Source organism: Corynebacterium sp. KPL1824, from assembly GCF_000478095.1.
Lineage (GTDB): Bacteria > Actinomycetota > Actinomycetes > Mycobacteriales > Mycobacteriaceae > Corynebacterium > Corynebacterium accolens.
The window spans coordinates 116,121-135,329 of record NZ_KI515749.1; the positions used below are offsets into that span (position 1 = coordinate 116,121).

Consider the following 19,209-nt stretch of genomic DNA (forward strand, 5'->3'; position numbering starts at 1 on the left):
AATCCGCCGGGCTAGTTAAGCCAAGTGGTAGTTATGCACGTCCGCGCCGTTGAATTCGCGCATTTCACCGGATTCGTCAACGGAGCGGAAGGTAGCGCCGTTATCGATGGCAAAGCGGAGGTTATCCACGCGCGGGGAGGGATCATCGGTTACTGGGCCTGCGGGGAAATAGTACGTTGAACCGTCTTTGAGCTTGACGGTGAGAGACTCAAAGCTCATTGTTTATCTCCTTGTAGAAAGCCTTAATGGGTGAATTCAAGCAGGAGATTTTTAAATAGGCAAAGCAATGAGATCTAGGCAACGCCTACTGCACCCCACCGCGGGGGTGCGAAAGGAACTACTGCTCGTCAGATTGCAGGCGGTGCTTGCCTTCACTCTGGTGATCATCGGTGATGCGGGTGGTATCCGCTTCCTCCGCGGCGGCCTCTTCTTCCTCGCGGTGCTTAGCCAGCTGCTCATCGATGGACCCCAAGAGCTCCTCATCGCGCATGGCACCCTCTTCAGCAAGGTCCGAATCGGCTTCGTGCTTACCTTCGCTGGTGGAGGTGTAGACCAAGGTGGATTCTGGGGCGGTGTTTTGGGTGCCGCCACGGTAGTCATCCACGCGCGGTGGGGTCTGGGAAGGCTTGTCATTGGAGCGCAGCCAGTAGTAAATAGCGCCGGTTGCCGCGGCGAGTAGGGCAACGATTCCGGCAACGGTCCAGAACTTGGAAGACTTCTTGTCCTTCTTGGTCTGCTTCTTTGCCGCCTTGGTGGCCTTCTTCTTGGCCTGCTTGCGGGCCTTCTTTGCCTTCTTGGTGGCTTCCTTCTTGGCCTCATCGAAACGCTCGACGGCGTCCTCGCGGTAGTTATTGAATTCCTCTAGGGCGCGCTCGAGGCGGGAGTGCGCGGCCTGGGTAACTGCGCCTGCCTGCTTGCGCGCCTCATCGAAGGCGCTATTGTCTTCCTTTTGCATCTGCTGGGCAGCCTCTTCGAGCGCGGTATACGTTTCGCGGGACTTTTCTTGCCGGTAATCGCGCAATTGCTTCCACAGATTGGAACCGGTCTTCAACGCCATATTCACTGCGGTGGGGTTCATGAGTGCAGGTGCTCCTTAGATGAGATTTATCTGTCCTTTCCCATCCAGCATAGTGGCCAGCCTGACACCCCACCACTGTTTTGGCGGGTGATTCAGGGGGTGGAATCACCCATAAATAGACCGCTTGGTTCAGAATGAGGGATTAATATTCACGCTGATTTTGGCTAACCGCGCTGTTTATGGGGCTGCAATGGTAATACCATTAGCGGCGCGCTACCCGGCAAACTGAACAGCTTGGTACGTTTTCCTCCAGACAGCAATTGAGATCGGGAAAAGGAGGTGACTATGAGCCCGCGATTTTCGGCGTCAGCACCATTGGATTCCATGAGTGAAGAAGAACTGATGGTGCCGGAGCGTTTGGCGCTATCTTTCGAGGTAATTCCGCCGCGCCATGACGCCGATGAAGCCAAAATCGACCGTTTGCTGGAAACCTTGGAAAGCTACCACCCGGATTATATTGCGGTGACAAGTTCCAAACGGTCCGGTTGGCTCGAAGGGACGACGGCCTTTATCGAGCGGATTTCGCGCACCACCTCGATGCGCCCGCTTGCGCACTTGGCCTGCACGGCTGGTTCGCGCACGGAGCTAATCGGTTGGACCAACCGCTTGGTCGATGCCGGTGTCCGCGGCCTGCTGGCCCTGCGCGGGGACCTGCCAGAGGAAGGTTTGCCGGAGTACTATCCGCAGCATGCCGATGAATTGATAAGCCTCATCCGGCAATTGGAAAGGCAACAAGCCGCGCGGTTCGCCGCTGGCCGCCTGGCCGTCGGAGTCGCGTGCTATCCCAGCGGGCACGTTGAATCTAAAAACGAAGATGAAGATTTTGACGTCTTGCTCAAAAAGCAACGCCTCGGCGCGGACTTCGCCATTACCCAGCTATTCTTCGATGCCCAGGATTACCTGCGTTTTACCAAAAAGGCCCAACTGGCCGGGGTGCATATTCCCCTTATTCCGGGAATCATGCCCATGACCAGCCTGCGCCGGGTGGAGCGAATGGGAGAGCTGTCCGGGCTCGCCGTGCCCGAAAGGGTGCGGTCGGCGCTCGCGGCAGCGACAACCCCAGAAGAAGAATACGAAACCGGCATGGAACTGACCGCCGAACTAGCCCGCGACATCGTGGCTGGTGGGGCGAGCGGGCTCCATATATATACCCACAACAACCCCGACAATACTCACGACCTACTAACCCGAATCGGAGTAGACAATGACCAACGCTAATTTCCCCAAGGCGACAATTGAGGGCTATCCCCGCATTGGCGCCAACCGCGAGTTGAAGCGCGCGCTCGAGTCCTACTGGGCCGGCCGCATCGACGCGGAGACCTTTGAGTCCGCCGCACACTCTCTGCGCCTGGATACCTATAACCGCCTGCGCGACCTCGGCCTGACCGAGGACTACGCCATCCCGGCAGACGTCGCTTACTACGACCAGGTTCTCGAAACCGCACTGACCGTCGGTGCCGTTGCCGGTGAAACCCTGGATGATGAGTTCACCCTGGCCCGCGGTAATAAGGACACCGCGCCGCTGGAGATGACCAAGTGGTTCGACACCAACTACCACTACATCGTGCCGGAAATTGCGGATGACCACGCCTTTAAGGCGCACCCACAGCGCATTATCAAGCTGGTAGAAGAAGCCCGCGAAGCAGGCCACACCGTGCGCCCGTACCTCGTTGGCCCGGTCACCCTGTTGGCCCTATCCAAGCAGGCTGAGGGTGCTGCCAAGGCCCCGCTCCAGCGCCTAGATGATGCCGTTGCCGCTTACCAGGAGGTTCTGGCGGAGCTGCACAAGGCCGGCGTGGAGTGGATCCAGTTGGCAGAGCCTGCCCTCGTTGCAGACCTGACCAACGCCAGCGATGAGGACTTGGCTGCATATACCAAGCAGGCATACTCCGCCATCCTGGGTGCAAAAGAGCGCCCACAGGTCTACCTGACCACCCCGTACGGCTCTGCCCGCAAGGGCCTCGATGTCATCGCAGAGCTCAAGCCAGAGGCCGTTCAGGTTGACCTTTCCGTCGGCACCCTGGCCCTGGATGACGGCTACCTCGAGCGCGTCAAGAACCTGAACACCCACGTCGTCGCCGGGCTTGTCGATGGCCGCAATGTTTGGGCCGCCAACCTGCGCGACCTGCGCTCCAAGTACGAGGACCTGGCCGGCAGCATCGATGAACTGTCCGTATCCACCTCCGTGTCCTTGCAGCACGTGCCGCACTCCGTCGAGGCAGAATCCAAGCTGCCTGCCGATGTCGCCCCATGGTTCTCGTTTGCCAATGAAAAGGTCAAGGAAGTCGTCGCCCTGGTACAGGGCCCAGAGGCAGCCGAAGAGGCCTACAGCGTCAGCGACCGCGCCGTGCGCACCCGCGCTGAATCCGAGCGCATCAACAACGCCGCCGTGCAAGAGCGCATCTCTCAGCTGCCGGACGGCGAGGTCAAGCGCGAGCCGGCCTTCAACGAGCGCAAGGAAGCACAGAAGGAGCTCGGCCTGTCTGAGCTGCCGACCACCACCATCGGTTCCTTCCCGCAGACCAAGGAAATCCGGCAGGCGCGTGCCGCGCACCGCAAGGGCGAGCTTTCTGATGCTGACTACAACTCCGCCCTCAAGGACGAGGTTAAGTCCGTCATCGAGCTGCAGGAGCGCCTTGGCCTGGACGTCTTGGTCCACGGCGAGCCGGAGCGCAATGACATGGTGCAGTACTTCGCGGAGCTGCTCGATGGCTTCGTCACTACCGAAAACGGTTGGGTACAGTCCTACGGTTCCCGCTGCACCCGTCCGCCGATCGTGGTGGGTGACATCTCCCGCCCGGCTGCTATGACCACCGAGTGGTCGAAGTTTGCACAGTCGCTATCGGAAAAGCACGTCAAGGGCATGCTGACCGGCCCGGTCACCATCCTGGCGTGGTCCTTCGTCCGCGATGACGTGCACCAGTCCGTATCCGCGGACCAGCTGGGCGTGGCCTTGGCAGATGAGGTTCGTGACCTGGAGGAAGCCGGCATCGACATCATCCAGATCGATGAGCCAGCCCTGCGCGAGCTGCTGCCGCTGCGCGAGCAGGATCGCAAGGCCTACCTGGACTGGGCAGTGCGCTCCTTCCGCTTGGTAGCCCTCGAGGCCAAGCCCACCACACAGGTACACACCCACCTGTGCTACTCGGAGTTTGGCCAGATCATCGACGCCGTCGCCGGCCTCGATGCAGACGTCACCTCCATCGAGGCGGCACGCTCCCGCATGGAGCTGCTGGAGGATATCGATGAGACCTTCCACTCTGAGATTGGACCTGGCATCTACGATATCCACTCCCCGCGCGTGCCTTCCGTGGAGGAAATGGCAGAGCTTATCCGCGCCGCTCTCAAGAACGTGCCGCTGGATCGCCTGTGGGTTAACCCGGACTGCGGTCTGAAGACCCGCGGTTACGAGGAAACCGAAACCTCCCTGCGCAACATGGTGGAAGCCCGCGATGTGGTGCGCAACGCCCTCTAAATAGGAGCTGAGAAATTCTAGGTTCTTGAAGGAAACGCTATGCAGCCGGTCTGCATAGCGTTTTCGTGATCTTGTACCCACCCGCGACGCTATGGCCGGATCCGGATTACCGTGGGCGCTATGAAGCACTCAGCATTTCGCAATAGCCAAGAATCCTTCCTGTCTGATTCCCTGGCCGGGTTCATCGCCCAGCATCCCGATGCCACCTGGCACGACGCGGGCTTCATCGGGCGCAGCACCCCGCTGCGCACGGCCGATGATAAACCGGCGGTCGCGGTCATCTCCGGTGGCGGATCCGGTCACGAGCCCATGCACGCCGGCTTCATTGGGCAAGGCATGCTCGCCGCTGCCTGCCCGGGCCTGCTGTTTACCTCCCCGAATGCGGTCCAGGTCAGCGAAGCCACGCAGTGGGCCGATCAGGGCAGGGGAGTGCTGCACATTGTGAAGAATTACACCGGTGATGTCATGAACTTCACCGTGGCGCGCAATGCTGCAGAGGCCGTAGATACGCGTTCCGTATTGGTTGCCGATGATATTGCTACCGAAGGCACCGGCGAGGGTCCCGGCCGGCGCGGTACGGGTGCCACGATCCTGGTGGAAAAGGTGGCCGGTGCCGCGGCGTACCGTGGTGATGACTTGGATAAGGTCACCGAGCTCGCTGAACGCACCGCCGATCAATCCCGCAGCATGTCCGTGGCACTGGGATCTGGCTTCTTGCCCACCACGGGGCGCGAAACCTTTGATCTGGACGATGGGCACATGGAAGTCGGCGTGGGCATCCACGGCGAGCCCGGCACGCACACGGAAAAGGTTGATAATGCCCATGCCATCGTGGCCACCGTGCTGGAAAAGCTGGGTGCTGCCCTCGACATCAGCAGCGGCGACGAGGTGGTGTGCCTAGTCAACGGTTTGGGCGGCACCACGCCTTTGGAACTGAGCCTGGTATTCGGCGAGGCGTCTGCACAGCTGGCGGAGAAAGGAATTACGGTAGTGCGCTCCATGGTGGGCAACTTCGTCACCGCGGTCAATATGCACGGCGTATCCATCACGCTGCTCAAGGCGGACGACGAGCTGCTTGAGCTTATCGATGCCCCAACTTCAGCCCCCGCCTGGCCCCATACCTTGGGCGGTACAAAGCAGGTGGAAGCGGCGCGGATTACCTTCGAAGATGAACTGCCTACCGAAGGCGAAGAGAACCAGTGGTTGAGTGACTTCGTCGATCGCGTGCAATCCTCCATCGAGGAGCTGACCGAGCTTGACCGCAAGGCCGGCGATGGGGACTTCGGCACCAATATGGAGGCGGCGCTGGAAAGCATTAAACTGCCGCTGCGCGGTGCGGATGATGAGATTTTTACCGGCCTGGCCAAACGCTTCCTCGTCCTGGCGGGCGGAACCTCGGGCGCGGTCTTCGGCAGCTTCTTCAACGACATGGCCCGCGCGGAGACCTTAGCGGAAGGATTAAGTAGCGCGGCGGAGTTCATTCAAGAACTGGGCGGCGCGCAGCGCGGTGATTGCACCATGCTCGATGCGCTCATTCCGGCCGCGGAGAAGGCGCAAGAAATCGGCGCGGAGCGCCCAGACGAGCAAACGCTCCAGGCCCTGTACGAGGCCGCTCGCGAGGGCGTGGAAGAAACCGGAAAGATCGCCGCCAAGAAGGGGCGCGCGTCCTACCTGGGCGATCGCAGCAAGGGAGTCATCGATCCCGGTGCCCTCGTGGTTAGCTGGCTATTTGGGGGACAAGCCCTGTCAGCTGACTAGGGGGAGAACGATAGCGCGATCGCTGAGAGCGTTATGTCTTGCACAGCGGAGAGGAAGTAAATTCTTTACAATGGCTGGCATGACTCAGAAGACCGCAACTGCAACGATGCATACCAACTACGGCGATATTGTTATCGATCTCTTCGGTAACCACGCACCGGTAACCGTTGAAAACTTCATCGGTTTGGCCAAGGGCGAAAAGGACTACTCCACCCAGAACGCAAAGGGCGAGCAGTCCGGCCCGTTCTACGATGGCGCCATCTTCCACCGCATCATCGATAACTTCATGATCCAGGGCGGCGACCCCACCGGCACCGGCCGCGGTGGCCCGGGCTACCAGTTCCAGGACGAGTTCCACCCAGAGCTGCAGTTCGACCGCCCATTCCTGCTGGCCATGGCCAATGCTGGCCCAGGCACCAACGGCTCCCAGTTCTTCATCACCGTGGCGCCGACCCCGCACCTGAACAACCACCACACCATCTTCGGTGAGGTTACGGATCCAGCTTCCCAGGAAGTCGTTTCCAAGATTGGCAAGGTCGACACCGACCGCATGGACCGTCCGCACGAGGACGTTGTCATCGAGTCCATCGATATCGCCTAAGCGTTTTCCTCGCTCCGCGCCCGGCACCACACACCTTGCTGTGGTGCCGGGTTCGTTTAGTTTTTATCCGAATGCCAACAAAGGGTCAGCTTCTACGCCATGGTGAAAAATTATTTGCGAACCGCCCCCGTTACCTCGACCATTGCCGCGATCTGCATCATCGCGTGGTCAATTACCGCGGTACAAGCTCGAACTTTGGGCGAGACCTTCTTTCTCTCCACGCTGAGCCAAGACTGGGCCCTGTGGGGACCGCAGTACGCCGATGCGCCGCTTACGGCGCTGTCTTCGGAATTTATGCACTTGGACGGCGGGCACCTCGCGGTCAATATGGTGATGCTCCTGCTCATTGGTAGGGAAGTAGAGCGCGCCCTCGATACCGGGTTATACATTGCCGCGTATCTGGTTTCTTGTCTGGGCGCTTCCGCCATGGTGCTGTGGCTCGATTTTGGCACGCCCACGGTAGGTGCCTCCGGGGCGATCTTTGCGCTGATGGGCATGCTGGTGGGCGTCTTCCGGCAACGCGGGATGGACCTGCGCGCGCCCATCGTGCTCTTGTTGGTCAATGTGGGCTATACCTTCGTCGCGGAGGGAGTCTCCCTGTGGGGCCACTTGGGCGGGTTGTGCACCGGCATCATCTTGAGCTTCTTCCTCTTTCATCGAAATAAATCCGTGCGCTGGGCGGGTGTCGCTCTTACCGGTGCGGTCATCATTGTGTTATTGGCCCTGCGAGCTGGGGTTTGGGGATAACTGTGGAATTTGATCACCGGAATGGGTGTGCGAAAGAAATCCACAACAGTTATCCACATTGTGGATAACCACATTCTTGTAATTTACCGAACGCTTTTCCGGAGTTTTCCCTGATCACACAGGTTATAGCGGTATCGGCGGCCGAAAAATCACCTGTGGAAGCCCGTGAAAACACTTATCCACAGGGTGGGGATAAGTCTGTGAAATAAATATTCCACAGGTTTCTTCCACAGCCTGTGGATAACTTTGTACCCATCGTGTGGGCGAATAGGTAGATTGGGGCCACTGACCTGCACAAGGAGGATTGTGGATAAACAACCGCACGCTGTGATCGTCGGCGCAGGGCCCAATGGGCTCACCGCCGCGGCCCGCCTCGCCACGGCCGGTTGGCACGTGGATGTGTATGAGCGCGCCAGCCACCCGGGTGGGGCGGCGGCATCGTCGACGGAGATCTTCCCAGGCACCGTCGTCGATCTCGGCGCGGCCGGTCATCCTTTCGGCATCGCGAGCCCGGCCTTCCGCGCGCTCGATCTGGAATCGCACGGCCTGCGCTGGTGCCATGCGCGCTATCCCATGGCCCATCCACTGGAGGGCGCGCAGGCGGGCATTCTTCACAATTCTCTAGAGGAGACCGCCGCGGGGCTCGGCACCGATGCCCGGGCGTGGACCCGCCTGCACGGCCACGTGGTGCGCAATATCGACGAGCACGTGAATAACGCGCTCACCCCGCTGGTGCGCTGGCCTGAGCACCCAGTGCGCTTGGCGCAATTCGGCGCGCCGGGCGTGCTTCCGGCGAGCGCGCTCGCGCGGGCGGCATTTACTTCCCCGCAGGCCCGCGCCTTATTCGCCGGTAGCGCGGTGCACGCCATTGCCTCGCCTACCAGGGCTTTTACCTCCGCTTTCGGCCTGCTCTTTGGCGCGCTCGGCATGACCCGCGGCTGGCCGGTGGTAGAAGGCGGTACGCAGGCGCTTGCCGATGCCCTCGTCTCCCTCCTCCGCTCCCACAACGCCCGCATCTACACCGGCGCCGACATCACGGATGTGCGCAGCCTGCCCCGCGCGGATGCCCTTATCCTCAATCTCACCCCGCGCCAGATCCTTAGGCTGGGCGGGCTCGACCTTCCTGCACGGACTCGACGAAACCTGCGGCGGTGGCGCTATGGCAGCGCGGTGTACAAGGTGGACTTTCACCTCAGCGAACCGGTGCCGTGGACCGATCCCCGCGTGGGTCAAGCTGGCACCGTCCATGTGGGTGGCAGCGTGGAGGAAATCAGTGGGGCGGAAAGGGACATCGGCAAGCGCCGCATGCCCGTAAATCTCCTGGTCATGGTGTGTCAGCAATATGTGGCTGACCCGTCGCGCGGGCTGGCGCTGTGGACCTATGCCCACGTGCCGCACGGCTATGAGGAGCGTTATCCAGGGGAGGTGACAGGCCTCATCGCGCGGCAGATCGAGCGCTTTGCACCAGGTTTTCGCGATACCATCCTGGCCACCCGCGCGACGAGCCCAGCTGACCTGGAACGCTGGAACCCCAACCTGGTGGGTGACGATATCGCCGGTGGCGCGATGACCGGGCTGCAGACCGTGCTGCGCCCGCGCCTCTCCGCGCACCCGCACCGGCTCGCGCCGGGAATATTCATGGCTTCGGGGTCCACCGCGCCCGGGGCCGGCGCCCATGGCATGCCCGGCTGGTGGGCCGCTGGGGATGTGGCTACCCCTTAATAGGAGCCCGGCGTTCGCAGTAGAGGAAAACCGCACCGATCATCCACAGCGTTACCGCGGCAAGATATCCAGGGGTGGTCGTGGTCTGCGGCTCGATACCATTGCCTGGGATAAGCCCAGTAACCAGTGGCTCCAGCACGAAACCGAGTACTGCAACGTAATCTAGCCAGCCCAACCTGTGGGAAAATGCCCCCGCCGCGCCGAAAAGTGGCCCGGCGATAAGGGCAAAGAGGAACCACGCGGCATTGGAGGAAAAGGCCGTCTGCCAGTCGTAGATGCCAAAGGCGAAAAGCAGCCCGTAGTGCACCGCCAACATGAGCAGGAGTATGCCGGCTCCCGCGAAAAAGGCCGTGGTCCACCGGTGGGAGCACGCCTTGCCCATGAGGTAAGCAAATAGCGCCCACACCATGCCAGAGCCCAGCACTGGGCCAAGGTAATTGCGTAAGGACAGGCGCGCGGGTGCGGTGCCTTCGATCAGGGCGGGATCAGAAAACGCGATATGGACGACGGCATAGGCCACCGAGACGGCTAAGCCGGCCAAGAGAACGTACTGGGACCGGTGCCGCGGCGGTGCGGGTGAACGACTGGTCATGGTGTGCTCCTTGAGATGAGGATCCCGCCATGTCCGGGGCACGGACTGGTGAGGGGCTGCAATAACCCTAACCTAGTGAAGGTGACAATCTCACATTAAAAACTGAAAGTGACCCCATTGACAACGGCTTATGGTACCAATAGGTTATAACATAGTGCTGCGCTGGGATATCGGCGCGTTTATGGGACGGTGCCTGCCCACACAACAGAAAAGTGAACGAAATATGCAGACACAGACGAAGGGCCGCGTAGAAGGCCTGTACATCGACGAGAACGTCGAGCTGCGCGCTGGTGCGCTGAACTTTGGCGGGCGCATTGAAGACATCTCGTTTGGTGATGTCCCCGCAGCGCAGGCGGCCTGGCAATCCGGTGACCCGGATGTGCTGCTGTGGGTCCCAGGTTTTGTGGACTTGCACAATCACGGCGGCAATGGTGGAAGCTTTCCCAATGGTGATTATGACCAGTGCCGCGCCGCCGCGCGATTTCATCGCGCCCACGGCACCACCACGCTGATAGCCAGCATGGTTTCTGGAACGCAAGCGGAGTTGTGCGCGCGTGCGGAGTTGCTTGCCACGCTGGCAGAAGAAGGGGACATCGCCGGCATCCACATGGAAGGCCCATTCATCGCCACGGCCAAGTGTGGCGCACAGGATCCATCGCGCATCGTGCCGGGAGACCCAGGCTTTTTCCGCAGGGTGATCGATGCCGCCCGCGGCCACCTGCGCTCTATTACCTTCGCCCCAGAAACCCAGGCCGCTGCAGAGATCCTTGAGGTTTGTGCAGAACACGATATTATCGCCAGCTTGGGCCATACCGAAGCCGATTATGAGACCACGCTGCGGATCATGGAGCAGGCGAAAGACTTGGGCGTCACCGTGACCGGGACCCACCTTTTTAATGCCATGCCGCCCATCCACCACCGTGCACCCGGCACGGTGGCCGCGCTCCTTACCGGCTCGAAGGCGGGCGATGCGGGGGTAGAGCTTATTGCCGATGGCGTGCATCTTGCCGATGGCACCGTGGATATGGCCTATAACCGCCGCTCCTTTGCGGTCACCGACGCGATGGCCGCTGCCGGCATGGCCGATGGTTCCTATGAGCTGGGCTCCCTGCCCGTTACCGTGATCGATGGCGTGGCGCGGGTAAACAGTGGCGCCATCGCCGGTGGAACCTCCACCTTGGCGCAGCAATTTGCGCGTTTTGCCGCGCGCCACGGCGCAGAGGAGGCGGTTCGGTTTACCTCCACCACGGCCGCGGACGTACTGGGGGATAAGGACATAGGGCGTTTGGCTCCCGGCAAGCGCGCCAACCTCGTGGGCCTGAATGCGCGATTCGAGCCCATGCGCGTCATCGCTGATGGCATTGACATCACCGCCGCGACAGATACTGATTCACGTTAGGAAATACTGCATGGACATCCTCATTCGTTCCACACCAGCAGAGGTGGCTATTGCCGCCGCCGATATCTTCGTCCGCTATGCCAACGCCGGGGCCACCTTGGGCCTGGCCACGGGTTCTACTCCGGTAGCGATGTATCAAGAACTCACCGCCCGCTACGAGCGCCAGGAGGTGAGTTTCGCTCGCAGCCGCGCCTTCCTCCTCGATGAATACGTGGGGCTGGCTCGCTCCCATGAGCAGTCGTATTACTCCACCATCCGCCGCGTATTTACCAGTCACGTCGACTTCATCGATGAGTTAGTGCAGAGCCCCGAGGGCGATGCCGCGGACTCGGACCGCGCCGCAGCCGCCTATGACCAGGCTATTCGCCATGCTGGCGGCATCGATATCCAGCTGCTGGGCATTGGTGGCAATGGGCACATCGGCTTTAATGAACCCTCCAGCTCCTTGCAATCGCGCACGCGCCTGGAAACGCTGCACCCGCGGACGGTGCAGGATAATGCCCGCTTCTTCGAGAACACGGACAGTGTTCCTCGCTATGCGCTAACCCAGGGGCTCGGCACCATCAGCGAGGCCCGTCACCTATTGCTGCTGGCCACTGGGACCGAAAAATCCAGCGCGGTCCGCGACATGGTGGAGGGCCCGCTATCCGCGCACTGTCCGGCCTCGATCCTGCAGATGCACCCGCGGGCCACGGTGATTCTCGATGAAGACGCCGCCTCCCAGCTGGTGGATCACGAGTACTACCGCTTCGTGGATGAGCACCGTCCGCACTGAAGCCCTCTTTACTTCTTTACACCTTTGAAAGGACTCCTCTCGTGAAACTCAATATTATGGGGCCGCTGCAGCGGCTCGGAAAGGCGCTGATGGGCGCCGTGGCAGTACTGCCTGTCGCGGCGATCCTCGGCGGCGTTGGCTACTGGATAGCCAGCGTTGCCGGCCAGGATAACGTGGTCGCGCAGCTGCTGGTCAGCTCCGGCGGTGCCGTGCTGGATAATCTGGGCTGGATCTTCGCCGTCGCCATCGCCTTTGGCCTGGCCAAAGACTCCAATGGTGCCTCCGCACTGTCCGGTTTCCTGGCGTATGCCACCTTCATGAAGCTCTTGGGCCCCGACGCGGTGGCCGGCTATCGCGGCATCGAAGATCCCGAGGCTCTTACGGGCGATGAAGCCGTCGAATGGGCGGCTGAAGGTTGGAATGCAGTCGGTGACGGCAACGTTCTTTTCGGCATCCTTGCAGGCATCATGGCGGCGATGGTCTATAACCGCTTCCATGGCACAAAGCTGCCGGACTTCCTGGCCTTCTTCTCTGGCCGCCGCCTCGTCCCCATCCTCACTGCGCTTTTCGCCATCGTGGTTTCCGCCATCCTCTACTTCGTATGGCCTTTCATTTACCACGCGCTCTTCAACTTCGGTACCTCCATCCAGGGCCTCGGTGCTGCGGGTGCGGGCATCTACGGCGTGGCCAACCGCCTGCTCATTCCGACGGGTCTGCACCACGCGCTGAACTCCGTCTTCTGGTTTGATGTCATTGGCATCAATGACATCGGTAACTTCCAATCCGGCCAGTCCACCATCGATGCCGCCGCCGCGGCCACCTCCGCCGCAGAGTGCCCTGGTATTTGGGAAAACGGTCAATGCACCGTGGACGGAGTCGTTGGACGCTACCAGGCCGGATTCTTCCCGGTCATGATGTTCGGCCTGCCGGGTGCCGCCCTGGCCATGTATCTGCGCGCGGATAAGGGACGCCGCAAGGTCATCGGCTCCCTCATGGCCGCCGGCGCCCTGGCTTCCTTCTTCACCGGCGTGACCGAGCCGCTGGAGTTCTCCTTTATGTTCGTCGCCCCGCTGCTTTATGTGGTGCACGCGCTGCTGACCGGCCTGTCGGTCTTTATCGCCGCCACGATGGAATGGACCGCGGGCTTCGGCTTCTCCGCAGGTTTCGTGGACATGCTGTTGTCCTCGCAAAACCCGCTGGCCAATAAGTGGTACATGCTCCTAGTTATGGGCGTTATCTTCTTCGCCCTCTACTTCGTCCTCTTCTACTACCTCATCGGCTGGTTTAACCTGAAGACCCCAGGCCGCGGCGATGACGAGGATGCGGCTGAAGAAGACGATACCGCCACGGGCGATGACAAGACCGCCGCGTCCGCCGCCCGCATCATCGAAGGCCTCGGCGGCAAGGACAATATCGATTCCCTGGATTACTGCACCACCCGCCTGCGCGTGGGTGTAAAGGATCGCGCGCTTGTCGATGACCCCACTATCAAGCGCGCCGGTATCTCCGGCGTCATCCACCCCTCCGAAAAGAACGTGCAGGTCATCGTGGGGCCCTCCGTGCAGTTCATGTTTGATGAGGTCAACCACCAGCTGCGGACCGGCTCTGCATCAGTAGCTACGGCGCCGGCGAAGCCCAGCGAAGATTCTCTCTCCGCAGAGAAAATCGGGACCGATGTTGAGCTCCGCGCCCCGTTCGAGGGAACCGTCGTGCCGCTCTCCGAGGTCCCCGATGAGTCCTTTGCTCAGGGCATGGTGGGCGAAGGCTTCGCCGTCATTCCTACTGAGATCGATGCCTTCGATGTCTGTGCCCCAGTAGATGGCACCATCACGATGGTCTTCAAGACCGGCCATGCCTTTGGCATGCGGACTGAAGAGGGTCTTGACCTGCTCATTCACATCGGCATCGATACCGTGGAATTGAAGGGCGAGGGCTTTACCAAGCTCGTGGACAAGGGCGATGTCGTCCGCGCCGGCACCCCCATCATTGCGGTGGAGTCTGAGAAGCTGCGCGACCGCGGCATCAACCTCATTACCCCAGTGGTCTGCCCCACGGCAAAGCAAATCGCTGGAGTAGATATCGAACACGAGGGCCGCGCTGACCAGAGCGTCTCCGTTGCCCGTGTGCGCCCGGCTGGCCACTAGAATTTGCCCTTCCAGCTTTTCTTTGAGACTGGTGGCCAGGTCTAGAAGTTCGTCCGGGTTATCTGCGGGGCGCTGTTGAGATAGATTTCGCTGCGCCTTGCGCACGAACTTTGAGAGTGTGCCGGCGCCGCGCGCTAGTGGGGAAGCGGCAGGAAGTTCCGCCAGTAGTGCCGTAAGTGTTTGGCGGCACTACTGGCGGCGTCTAACGTGTACTTGTAGTCTCCAATGTCCCCGTGGGCTCCGATGAACAAAGCTCACTGAAATGTCCTAGGAACAAAACCCGGGACACTTCAAATTTCTGTCGCGCTAACGTGGTCGAGTCCCTGCGGCAGCGGCTTTTCACAACTTCATGGGCGGTTCAGTTGATGCCGGTAAGGAAACCTAGAGAGGCCCTAGCAGCACGGGGGATGAGTTTATTAAAGGCCGAAGGCGCCGCCGCTGACGAGGATGAAGGTACCCAGGCCGATCAAGACGATAGGGAACAGCACATGCTCCCAGCGTTCGAGAATCTCCGCGATGGGCGGACGGGTGGCCACGAACTTCGCCAACAGGACCAGGCCCGCCACCAGAATCAGAAAGACAAAGCAGTAGATGATAACGGTGGCGGTATCCACGTTGAGAAAAACCGGGACATAGACACCGATATTGTCGCCACCGTTGGCAAAGGTCACCCCGGCGACGGTCAAGACGCTTACGTTCTTTCCGCTGACTTTCGCGTCATCGTCGTCGTCATCGTCTCCCCGCCAGGCTTGCCAGGCCGCCCACAGCCCCAGGGCCAGGGGGATCAGCCCGAAGTAGGGGATCGCCTCGATGGGCAGAAAGGCATCCGCCCCTAGGGTGACCAGAATCGAGGCTGTGAGGATGCCCGCGAAACCAAGGTACTGCCCGGCTAGGATCCGAAGTGTGGTCCCTGCTTGGCCGGCCCCACGGGCGAAGAACAGCGAGAGCACGATGATGTCGTCGATATTGGTGGCGATAAACAGACCAACCGCCCCCAGGAGACCAGTTACCACTTACCTGTTCCCCTCTCCGGTGGCACACCCGGGCACGTCACATGCCGAGTCAATACACGGGGCATTTTCGTCGGCAGCCAGAGTGGTATCTAGCAGTGAGTTCAACGCTTGGACAAGATGGGCGTCGACGATCTCGTAGCGGGTCTTCCTCCCCTGCGGTTCGGCGACCACAATTCCGCAGTCCCGTAGGCAAGTGAGGTGGTTCGACACATTTGACCGCGTCAGTTCCAGTTCCCGGGCGAGAGCGGCCGGGTAGGCCGGGCCGCCCAGCAGGGTCAGGAGAATACGGGATCGGGTGGGATCGGCCATCGCCCGACCCAATCGGTTCATCACGTCCAAGCGCGAAGCAATAGTCAGCATGCACTGGACTATACAGCGTCTGCTGAACTGTTGCAACGAGGGGCGAACGTCGGCCCGACGGTGATGTGTGGGATGTTCAGAAGACTGAAATGGTAGCGGTGTGGTGAGTATCTGGTAGCACCTGAGTGAGTATCCGGTAGCGGGTAGACTCGGGCCTCGACTTGTCGACTTTCCGAAAGCAGCCGTTCGTCAACGCTGCGTCCTGCTAGGCGGTGGTCGGGCCGAGGCTTCGCAGTGCATGGTTCGATTGTGGAATGGAGCGGTGAGAGCACTCGAGCCGACGGTAAGAATGCTGCCGTAACAGCAGTGTCATCACGGCATGATAATCCCTCATGGCAGACCCCTTTCAGTATGTGCCGCACCCGAGTGGTGCGGCTACCGGGAGTATCATCCCGAGCCTGGTGAGCCGCTACCGGATAGCCACTAGAGCGCAACCGGATAGTCACGACACTGCTACCAAATACCCGGGCGCAACATGGGACACCAGCATCCTTCGGTACTGTCTGTGTCGAAATCGTTCGTCTATGAACAGCAGGCTGCCGCAAGGGTCACTCAGGCGGCCGAGGCCTCTGTTCCGGACAAGGACAAGGAGCAATCCGCGGGGCTGCCCCCACGAGCGTCAAGAAGAAAGCGTAACTGGCCGGCTGTCAGGGACGCCACCGCCTCCCACCCCTGACATATTGCCTTAGGGGTGGCGGTAATTCGACCATCCGCAGCTTAGGCTTGGCCCTTCAGCCAACTCCTGTCGATGACCCGGTGTGCATAGGAGATCATCGCCATGGCGTCGAGAAAATCTTGTCCCTTTTCTTCCGATCCCAGACGTGCGCGCGGTCAAGTCCCGTGTAGTGGTGTAGTGGTTTGTGCTTTCGGCTCGGTATGAAGTTCGGGGTGCTGGTTAGGCGGTTAGCTGGTGGTGGTCGCCACGATGATCTCCTGGGTGGTGCATGAGGTGCTTGGTGTGTTCGAGTGCTGAAAGTGACATGTAGCGTTTTGTTGGAGGTCAAGTCCATTGACGAGCTGTGTGCCATGAGATCCCCAACTTTGAAGCTACTGCCTGGCACGCGGGGTGCATTGACATGTTTTCCGCCACGATGCGGTCTTCCACGAGACGGACTAGGCGGTCCTTTGCATCCTGGTCAAATTTTCTTGGCATGTTCCAGATTTTCCCATCTACTCAAACGGAACAAACCTGGAACACTTCAACCTTGCGGTGGGCGGCGAGGATTTCTTTGGTTGCGGTCTAGGCCTAACGCCAGCCCATGGTCATGAGCAGGCCAATAAGGGCGAGGCCGAAGCCGATGCCGTAGTTCCAACCGCTGAGCTCCGCCATGAAGGGGATGGATTCACCGGCGAGGTAATTGACCACGAGCCACAGCAGGCCGAGGACCATCAGGCCAAGCATGATGGCCACGTACCACTTCGGGGTGCCTTCAGAGTTGATTTTGACCGGGGTGCGGTTCGCCCCGGCAGAGCTCGATACCTGGGTGGCAGAGCTCTGGGTGATCTTTGACTTTGGCATAAGAGACCTTCTCTAGATTTCAGTTCTTATTTCAGTGCTTACTGATGAATTACGATACCAGCAGCGGTGGTTACGGCAGTAGCGCCGAGGCTTCGAATTTCCAGATGCGAACCTCCACGTCCTGATCCTTGCGGATGGTATCGCCAGGATTGATGGATGCCCAACCGATCTTATTGCTATCGACCAAGGCGCCGGTAGGAATTGGCTCGCCCACGCGCAGCTGGCCATCCCAGCCCGCCTGGCGCAGGGCATTTTCGGCTTGTCCTTGATTCTTGTGCATGACCTCGGGTGCCTTCATGAGCATCCCATTGGATACCTCAATGGTGACAGTCTGGCCTTTTTCCAGCTGCGCGCCCTGGTTGGACACGTTCAGCACGGTGCCTTCCGGCTCTAGGGAATCTACTTCGCGGACATTGACATCGAAGTCACTGGCTTCAAGGCGGCTGCGTGCATCTTCTTCGTTCAAGCCGGAAACATCAGGAACGCGCTTCTTTTCGATGCCCTTAGACACCGTCACCCGGACCTTCGAGCCCTTGGACAATTGCGTACCACCCGCGGGGTTCTGCTGGATTACCTCGCCGGCGGGGGCGTCATCGTTGCGCTCGGAAATATCCGAGTTCAGCTCCAAGCCTGCCTCTTCCAAGACTTGCGCGGCCTGATCCAAGTTCATGCCGGTGATATCTGGGACATCGATGATTTCCTTGCCGGAAGAAACGGTCAAGGTCACCGAGGCGTTCTTCTGCAATTCCGAACCCGGGGCCGGATTGATGCGAATCGCATTATTGCGATCGATATCGGGGTTAGCTTCCTCGTTCACGGTGACGAGAAGTCCCAAGTCCTCGAGCTCTTTGACCACTTCATTGCGCGGGCGGTTTTCTACCTCCGGCACGATGACGCTATTGTGTTCCGCTACCTCGGTTTGGTTCCGGCCGTCCCTATTCTTTTCATCGTCGCCACTCCAGAAATCCCAGGCAAAATAGCCCAAGATGGCGACCAACAGCGCGACGAGAAGCAGCGCGAGCCACTTCATCCAGCCGCCGCCTTCATCTTCTTCGGGTGCTCCGGTAGGACGCGTCGATTCGATCGGTGCCCGGTGGGATGTAGCAGTAGCGGTGGCCGGCGCGGGCATCGCCGTCGTGGCATCGTCCTCGTTGACGTGCATGCGGGCGGCCTCGGTGACCTGGCCCGTGCGCAGGCGGTCCAAATCGCCGGCCATCTCCCACGCAGACTGGTAGCGGTCCGCGGGGTGCTTGGCCATCGCGGTCAGTACCACTGCATCGATATTGACCCGCTGGGTGGGGGTCAACGAGGGGTCATCGATAAGCTCCGAAGGCGGGGTCGGTTCCTCCTGCACATGCTGGTAAGCCACGGCAAAGGGGGTTTCGCCTTCGAACGGGGTGTGGCCGGTGAGTACCTCGTACATGACGCAGCCCAGCGCATAGACATCAGAACGCGCATCGGCGTTCTTGCCGCGCGCCTGCTCCGGGGAAAGGTACTGGGCGGTACCGATAACGGCAGAAGTTTGGGTCATCGCCGAGGTCGAATCATCCAAAGCACGGGCGATGCCAAAGTCCATCACCTTCACCTGGCCGGTGTTGGTGAGCATGATATTCGCCGGTTTGATATCGCGGTGAATGATTCCCGCCTCATGGGATGCCTGCAAGGCCTCCGCGACCGGCTTGAGGATCTCCGCCGCCTCTTGGGCAGGCAGCGGGCCATCTTCGCGAATAATATCGCGCAGCGTGGCCCCGTTGACCTTCTCCATGACGATATACGGGATGGTCATGCCGTCCATCTCGGTCTCGCCGGTGTCATAGACCGCGACGATATTGGGATGGTTGAGCCTGCCCGAGTTCTGCGCCTCGCGGTAGAAGCGCTCGCGGAAGTTGATATCGCGAGCCATCTCCGTGCGCAGCATTTTTACCGCAACTTGCCGGCCTAAAGTGGTGTCCTCTGCGGCAAATACCTCGGACATACCGCCGGAGCCGATGATCTCACCGAGCCGGTACCGGTCATTGACCATGGC

General features: G+C 60.4%; 16 protein-coding genes. 9 read left to right on the forward strand and 7 right to left on the reverse strand.

Features of this window, described 5'->3' with window-relative positions; all coding sequences use genetic code 11:
* Positions 1 to 15: 15 nt before the first annotated feature.
* Positions 16 to 219, reverse strand: coding sequence for a hypothetical protein (locus HMPREF1267_RS00520; RefSeq protein ID WP_005276046.1), 204 nt, complete (start codon positions 217 to 219; stop codon positions 16 to 18).
* Between the two features lie 118 nt (positions 220 to 337).
* A complete protein-coding gene (locus HMPREF1267_RS00525; RefSeq protein WP_023028039.1) occupies positions 338 to 1,078 on the reverse strand; it encodes a hypothetical protein in 741 nt (246 codons plus the stop codon).
* A 324-nt stretch (positions 1,079 to 1,402) separates the two neighbouring features.
* Between HMPREF1267_RS00525 and HMPREF1267_RS00530 the strand changes: the two genes are divergently transcribed.
* The 6 genes from HMPREF1267_RS00530 (at position 1,403) to HMPREF1267_RS00555 (ending at position 9,381) form a co-directional block, all read left to right on the forward strand.
* On the forward strand, positions 1,403 to 2,296 hold the full coding sequence (locus tag HMPREF1267_RS00530; protein WP_084539230.1) for a methylenetetrahydrofolate reductase: 894 nt from the start codon (positions 1,403 to 1,405) through the stop codon (positions 2,294 to 2,296).
* On the forward strand, positions 2,283 to 4,553 hold the full coding sequence (gene metE, locus HMPREF1267_RS00535) for a 5-methyltetrahydropteroyltriglutamate--homocysteine S-methyltransferase (protein ID WP_023028041.1): 2,271 nt from the start codon (positions 2,283 to 2,285) through the stop codon (positions 4,551 to 4,553). The genes HMPREF1267_RS00530 and metE overlap by 14 nt, the downstream gene beginning before the upstream one ends.
* 120 nt (positions 4,554 to 4,673) lie before the next feature.
* Positions 4,674 to 6,311 carry a dihydroxyacetone kinase family protein gene (locus tag HMPREF1267_RS00540; protein WP_023028042.1) on the forward strand — a complete coding sequence of 546 codons (1,638 nt, stop codon included), beginning with the start codon at positions 4,674 to 4,676 and terminating at the stop codon, positions 6,309 to 6,311.
* A 70-nt stretch (positions 6,312 to 6,381) separates the two neighbouring features.
* Complete coding sequence (locus HMPREF1267_RS00545; RefSeq protein ID WP_005280498.1) at positions 6,382 to 6,912, forward strand: peptidylprolyl isomerase; 531 nt, start codon at positions 6,382 to 6,384, stop codon at positions 6,910 to 6,912.
* A 99-nt stretch (positions 6,913 to 7,011) separates the two neighbouring features.
* Positions 7,012 to 7,659, forward strand: coding sequence for a rhomboid family intramembrane serine protease (locus tag HMPREF1267_RS00550; protein ID WP_023028043.1), 648 nt, complete (start codon positions 7,012 to 7,014; stop codon positions 7,657 to 7,659).
* 306 nt (positions 7,660 to 7,965) lie between these two features.
* Positions 7,966 to 9,381, forward strand: a complete 1,416-nt coding sequence (locus tag HMPREF1267_RS00555; RefSeq protein WP_023028044.1) for an NAD(P)/FAD-dependent oxidoreductase — start codon at positions 7,966 to 7,968, stop codon at positions 9,379 to 9,381.
* Here HMPREF1267_RS00555 and HMPREF1267_RS00560 read toward each other — a convergent pair.
* Positions 9,371 to 9,973, reverse strand: a complete 603-nt coding sequence (locus tag HMPREF1267_RS00560; RefSeq protein ID WP_023028045.1) for a hypothetical protein — start codon at positions 9,971 to 9,973, stop codon at positions 9,371 to 9,373. The genes HMPREF1267_RS00555 and HMPREF1267_RS00560 overlap by 11 nt on opposite strands.
* Positions 9,974 to 10,196: 223 nt before the next feature.
* Between HMPREF1267_RS00560 and HMPREF1267_RS00565 the strand changes: the two genes are divergently transcribed.
* From HMPREF1267_RS00565 to nagE, 3 genes are read left to right on the forward strand one after another with little or no spacing between them, the layout of a single operon-like run.
* Entirely contained in the window at positions 10,197 to 11,372 is a 1,176-nt protein-coding gene (locus tag HMPREF1267_RS00565) for an N-acetylglucosamine-6-phosphate deacetylase (RefSeq protein WP_034666745.1), read from the forward strand.
* Between the two features lie 10 nt (positions 11,373 to 11,382).
* Positions 11,383 to 12,147, forward strand: coding sequence for a glucosamine-6-phosphate deaminase (nagB, locus tag HMPREF1267_RS00570; protein ID WP_023028047.1), 765 nt, complete (start codon positions 11,383 to 11,385; stop codon positions 12,145 to 12,147).
* Positions 12,148 to 12,203: 56 nt separating this feature from the next.
* Positions 12,204 to 14,291 carry an N-acetylglucosamine-specific PTS transporter subunit IIBC gene (gene nagE / locus HMPREF1267_RS00575; protein WP_034666951.1) on the forward strand — a complete coding sequence of 696 codons (2,088 nt, stop codon included), beginning with the start codon at positions 12,204 to 12,206 and terminating at the stop codon, positions 14,289 to 14,291.
* A gap of 416 nt (positions 14,292 to 14,707) precedes the next feature.
* Here the strand turns inward: nagE and HMPREF1267_RS00580 are convergent, their stop codons facing one another.
* The 4 genes from HMPREF1267_RS00580 to pknB form a co-directional block, all read right to left on the reverse strand.
* Positions 14,708 to 15,304, reverse strand: a complete 597-nt coding sequence (locus tag HMPREF1267_RS00580) for a cadmium resistance transporter (protein ID WP_023028049.1) — start codon at positions 15,302 to 15,304, stop codon at positions 14,708 to 14,710.
* Positions 15,305 to 15,664, reverse strand: coding sequence for a helix-turn-helix transcriptional regulator (locus tag HMPREF1267_RS00585; RefSeq protein ID WP_023024707.1), 360 nt, complete (start codon positions 15,662 to 15,664; stop codon positions 15,305 to 15,307).
* A 1,246-nt stretch (positions 15,665 to 16,910) separates the two neighbouring features.
* Entirely contained in the window at positions 16,911 to 17,183 is a 273-nt protein-coding gene (crgA, locus tag HMPREF1267_RS00590) for a cell division protein CrgA (RefSeq protein WP_023028050.1), read from the reverse strand.
* A gap of 70 nt (positions 17,184 to 17,253) precedes the next feature.
* Entirely contained in the window at positions 17,254 to 19,206 is a 1,953-nt protein-coding gene (gene pknB, locus HMPREF1267_RS00595) for a Stk1 family PASTA domain-containing Ser/Thr kinase (protein WP_023028051.1), read from the reverse strand.
* Between the last annotated feature and the right edge of the window lie 3 nt (positions 19,207 to 19,209).